The sequence below is a fragment of the Candidatus Rickettsia mendelii genome (assembly GCF_057543435.1).
On record NZ_BTGX01000012.1, the window covers coordinates 1 to 5,466 of the forward strand.

Sequence of the window (5,466 nt, forward strand, 5' to 3'; positions counted from 1 at the left end):
CAAGCAGAAGTAAATAAAATTGATAGCATCTCCATTCTTATCTAAAATTCTATATAGATATTCTTACTTACCTCTTAACTTTAAACATATGTTTTATCAATCCTCCAACTAAATTCTAAATTTAGGTTTCCAGTACCATCTAAGCCTATCTAAGATCTTCAAAGCATGATATTGAACCCATATAATATTCTTATACTTTAACACTCTGTTAATAATCTCTTCTTATTCTCTATAAATGATACCATGTTTATAATACCACCCCACTACCCATATGATTTATTGTACTTACAAATGACAGCGCTTGAAAATTTCTATAAAACCTTGTCTTTATTTATTTCCTATACTTATAATATTACTATCACTTACTATTAATAATGCTATTCTCTAACCGGTCTTATTACTAATTTTTTCTTACTAAAGATATTAATTTTAGAAAAGAAACTACTTTTTGGTTTTTTAAAATCACGTTTGTAATTTTTACCTGTTACCGCATTATAGCTAGTAATTAAAGAGGGAATAACTTCATTATAATATATTTTATAAAGGTCATACATAATTTGTTTGGTTGTTAAATATCCCCATTTTATAGTTTGCTGTGGTACTCTGGCCAACGCCTCAATGCAGGCAATAGCTTCTGCAATCTCAGGATTTTTATTTTTATACACATCAGCTGTAGGCGATAAATTGGCTTGCATATCTTTAAACATAGTATCAATCATTAATGCCATATATTTATCGTTTTTGAATTTTTTTACAAATATTAAATTATGCTTATTGCTATAATTTAAAAGCCGAAATTTATATACAAAAATCATGAATTTTATTGCATAAACTTTTAGGCTATTTACTTTATTTTCATGGTAAAATTTAAGTTTTGCTTCATAAGCTAATTGCTTGTTCATACCTGCTTTAAGTAACCTATTTAGTAAGCTGTGGCAATTTTCTATATCTTTTCTTCGAGCAATACGAGCTTTATCAGTTGCCTTGGTACCGAAAAAATTAGCAGAATGGCGAGTGATTTGCTGTCCCTTATTATTTCTTTTTATATCAGCAAAATGTCCTAGCTCTTGAGCCGCTATAATCTGCAATCTTGCAACTGCAGGCCAGCCATTGCCATAAGTAGGATGATCTTTGTTTGTTTCAGCAAAAGGATTACCACCGCAGGAGACAAAAATAGCCACATCCTTGCCATTAGTGCTTTGCATGCCGCTATTACTACCGACTCGTTGCCAGTTAAACATGTCCATCATATCGCCGATATTATGTGAATAGGTAAGAAATACTTCTGTCTTATTAAGCAGCAACCATCTTATTACAATTGGATGAGCAGATTGAACAAAAATGCGTGCTAGCATTTCAGTTACTTCTTTTTTAACAGGTTGTAGTTTTTGAATTTGTTTTTTTAAATTATCGAAAATTGATTTTATTTTTTGATCTGTAGCAGAATTTCTATAGACAATTTGAAAAAGTCTTATAGTTTCAGGAATCAAATGTATACTTGTTAACTCTTCTTTACTAACCATTAAACTGATATTAAGAGCAGGGTCAGAAAATCTAGCAAAATTACAGCAATCATCAGTATCTATACGTAATTTACCTGACTTAATTAATTGCATTGCTAAATGTTCATATTCTATTTCCATGTCCTCTTTATAAATAGCAGGTACACGGTCAAGAATGTGGTATACATTACTCATTTAGAAAATAGTGGATTAGATGTTGTTTAGTTTTAGCTGTTACTTTCTACTATATTGTACATTACCTAAAATCAATATTACAGTATCATCATCACAAAATGGTATTAATTCTTCTTCTGCTTCTTCATGCTCTAAATCAGGCAATATTTTATGCATTAAGAGTACTATAAAAACGTCACTTTGATTTTTTGTACTAATATTAACTTTACTATTTTTCATAATATTTCTACTAAAGAATTTCTCAATGCATCTTTAGATTTCTGAGCATGAAAATCTTAGCAAATTAAGGAGATATAGGGTAATAATATATTTTGTCACTATTAAGCTTCTATTTTTTAATTATTGCTTGAAATTCAGATAATTTATTTATTATTTGTCATGTCGTATATTCTATAGTGTTAGTAGGGTTATGTTTTCCCTTAATCATATAATATTTTCCTAATTCTTCTTTATATAACAGTTGAAATCTGTTCTGCGAATGATTAGAGCTTTCTAGCATTGCTTGAGAATTATAGCCTATGTAACTCATAAAAATAGAACAAATAATTTTTATTAGCACCATAAGAAGCAAGATATATATTTTGTAACCCTGAATTAAAATAATAAGCATACAATTTAGAGTTACTTTAAATTCTTTATTTTTTTGATATCGTTTGGTAAAATTGATTTATACAACTAGTGAAGCTCATAGAATTATAGTTTTTTAGGAATACTAGTTCTTCTCAATTATTGATTTTTATCAAGCTCTCCTTAATTAATCATAAATTTTTTGCTTTTTGTTAGTGATCTTCACTATGAGTATTTTGATACATACTTTAATATGCTTCTTTAAATTTGTTCTGCTTTTGTAGCATCCTCTAAAGTAATTATATATTTGTAAGGCTTGTTGAAATTACGTTACTGTACTAGAATATAGAGTAGAGATTTTTTTCTTTATTTATGTTAGTAGCTTCTGCTTGATAATAATAAATATACCCCTTTCTATATAAGGGTAATATTCATACTTATCTATAATCTAGCTGTTTAATTTCTTTTATTTATTAAAATGCTAGTTCATTTTCGCAAGATACAAATACCTGAAAATATTTGTCTCATTTGTTCTATCATATTTAAATCTATTATAAATTAGTGTTATACCATATTATGACCGCCATTGATCGAAATAGTCTCACCTGTTATAAAACCGGCATTTTCATCAATTAAAAACTCTACAACTCTAGCTATTTCTTCAGGTTGACCTAGCCGTTTTTTAGGGATAGTGCTAATGATTTTGTCTAGTACATCTTTTTGTACTTGCCATACCATTTCTGTCGCGATATATCCCGGAGCTATGCAGTTAACAGTAATATCTTTAGGAGCTGATTCACGAGCTAAAGCCTTAGTAAAGCCGATTAGTGCAGCTTTAGCAGCACAGTAATTAGTTTGTCCTACTTGTCCTGCTTGTGCATTAATTGAGCTAATATTAACTATACGGCCATAATTTTGATTTCTCATTTGCGTAATTACACTACTAGACATATTAAAGCAAGAGTTAAGATTAATATTAATAACCTCATTCCAGTCTTGATTGTTCATTTTATGTAGCATCTTATCTTTAGTAATACCGGCATTATTCACAAGAACACTTACTGGTTTTTTATATTCTTCTTCAATTTCTCTTACAGCTTGCCTACATTCTTCAAAATCTGCAACATTCCAGCGTTTAGTTTTTATGCTGTATTGTTTTTCCATAGATTTAGCAGCTTCATAATTGCTAAAAAAATTAGCGACAACTGTAAAACCTTTATTTTTTAATGCTAAAGCAGTAGCTTTTCCTATTCCTCTAGTACCACCTGTTATGATTGCAAGTTTTGACATTATTTCTCCTATGTAGTTTGTATTGTTGCCTCTTCTATATGTTCATTATGTTGTACATCTTGTGATGTAGAAATCAGACTTATTAAAGGTTTAAATTATTGTTGTAATTTTGACACTTTAGCCAAGTAACTTTTTCCTCAACTTTTAGTATTGACACCTAGTTCTGTAACAGCTTGTTTAAAATTACTCTTCTTATATTTTTATCTTCAATTTTATTGCTTTTAGCTGTGTTATTTCCACTATTGGAGCACACATACCATTTTTGCTTTTTGAATGCCCGCTTTATTTTCTTCTTTAGTACTGTAGCAACTAATAGCTGCACCTTCTGCATAAATACTTTCTAACTGCCCAATAGTATGACCATTTTTAAGCAGCGGCTTATAATTCCTTACTGATACACCCCCTTGCTTTGCACTTGCCTTAGCAGTTTGACTATGGCCTGATCTGTCCTACCTTTACTGCTAGTTAGCATCCTCTTCTTGTTTTTTAAATGAATGGCTATTTATCACTGCTATATTCTCTGTTAAAGAGTTAAGAATACTTGATGTTCTGGGATTAATACTTTTTCTCACTAAATAATCTAAATATAAAATCTGATTTTTCAACATCTTGCCTTAATTTTACTGTACTTTTTAATATTTTGACTTCTTATGAAGTGAACCTTAGGTTATATATATATTGTATTTGTACTATTAAATGCCTTTAGTCCCAAAGAAACGTTTAAATTTTCCTCTAGGTTAATATGTACTTTAAGATTTTAGGCAGATTTTCTGCTCTTTTTTCAAGAGAATCTTTAATGCTTGATAAATTACTTGCACCTGATGTAATCCTTGCTAAATTAAAAGCTAGTACTAATATTTATTAATTCTCACATTTTGCATAGCGTGATGAGTAAGCTTAACAAGCTTAGGATCGTTACTGAAAACAACAAGTCCTGAATTTAATTTATTAGTATGTCAAGTTGACTTATCTCATATTTACCCCTTAACTTGCTAAGAATTTAAATCAGTAATTTCCCTACATAGCACCATTATCACTTGAAAGAGATGCAGTGTACCTGCATGTCTTTATGCGTGTATTATTTCAAGAGATTTATTATCATCAGCAATATCAATAATTTTTTAAAAGCATTTTTCATACTGATAATTTGTTGTAGAAGATTGATCAGAATAACATATTCTCTGCCCACCTATAATGATTATATTGTTTTTTCTAAGCAGTTATTAAACTCTTTAATGCTACTTCTGTTTCAACTAATACATGCTCTTTTCCTTGTTTATCAATGACCTTAGAAAGTATTACTACATATATAATGCTTATTATTGAAATTTTGAAGATCTTTAATGACATTTAGTTTTTTATAAGCATCTTTAATCTCCTAGTAATTTAGCGATATCATCAATTTCAGCTGTTATTTTTTTTGAGAGATTTGCTTTAGGTTTTTCATGTTAAGCAGATTAAAGCTAATGATCAATTTTACGGTTTTATTTTTCAGGTTTCTTTCAAGTTCTGGTTTATTCTCAATTTTTGCTAAATCTACAATTGCTCTTATAGCATTTAAATACTGCATTTTAAAGCCATCAGTATCTAAAACCTGTGATTCATGGTGATTATTTCGATCATCACATATTAATATAGGTAGGTTACTATCTTTTTCTTCACATAAAATTTCAAGGTGTTGCGCTATCTTAGTAAAGGTAGTATTTTTAACTACTTCTTCAATTTTTGTTTTATTTTCTGTTAAAACAGGATTATTCCTATTTCTTAAAAATGCTTGAGTTTGCTCTATAAAAAATTTTTTATCTATGTCAGCTCTATCTTTTAATGCAGTCATAGTTAAAGCTTTACAATTATTGTCTAACCCTTGTATTTTAATTTAAAATAATTAAATAATAATCTGTTAAAAATTTTT

The 5,466-nt window shown here is 29.0% G+C and carries 6 protein-coding genes; 1 reads left to right on the plus strand and 5 read right to left on the minus strand.

The features are described 5' to 3' along the window. Positions 1–377: 377 nt before the first annotated feature. From AC27F4_RS02305 to AC27F4_RS02315, 3 genes are all read right to left on the minus strand, one after another. Positions 378–1,697, minus strand: coding sequence for a DUF2748 family protein (locus AC27F4_RS02305; protein ID WP_487061701.1), 1,320 nt, complete (start codon positions 1,695–1,697; stop codon positions 378–380). Between the two features lie 39 nt (positions 1,698–1,736). After that, the gene (locus AC27F4_RS02310; RefSeq protein ID WP_487061703.1) at positions 1,737–1,916 is read right to left on the minus strand and encodes a hypothetical protein; all 180 of its coding nucleotides are present in this window, start codon (positions 1,914–1,916) and stop codon (positions 1,737–1,739) included. A gap of 912 nt (positions 1,917–2,828) precedes the next feature. Beyond that, the gene (locus tag AC27F4_RS02315) at positions 2,829–3,554 is read right to left on the minus strand and encodes an SDR family oxidoreductase (protein WP_487061705.1); all 726 of its coding nucleotides are present in this window, start codon (positions 3,552–3,554) and stop codon (positions 2,829–2,831) included. Between the two features lie 742 nt (positions 3,555–4,296). Here AC27F4_RS02315 and AC27F4_RS02320 point away from each other — a divergent pair. Beyond that, entirely contained in the window at positions 4,297–4,419 is a 123-nt protein-coding gene (locus AC27F4_RS02320) for a hypothetical protein (RefSeq protein WP_487061707.1), read from the plus strand. Between the two features lie 347 nt (positions 4,420–4,766). Here the strand turns inward: AC27F4_RS02320 and AC27F4_RS02325 are convergent, their stop codons facing one another. Both AC27F4_RS02325 and AC27F4_RS02330 read right to left on the minus strand, forming a co-directional pair. Continuing rightward, positions 4,767–4,904, minus strand: coding sequence for a hypothetical protein (locus tag AC27F4_RS02325; RefSeq protein ID WP_487061709.1), 138 nt, complete (start codon positions 4,902–4,904; stop codon positions 4,767–4,769). 61 nt (positions 4,905–4,965) lie between these two features. Beyond that, on the minus strand, positions 4,966–5,388 hold the full coding sequence (locus AC27F4_RS02330) for a hypothetical protein (protein WP_487061711.1): 423 nt from the start codon (positions 5,386–5,388) through the stop codon (positions 4,966–4,968). Positions 5,389–5,466: the final 78 nt, after the last annotated feature.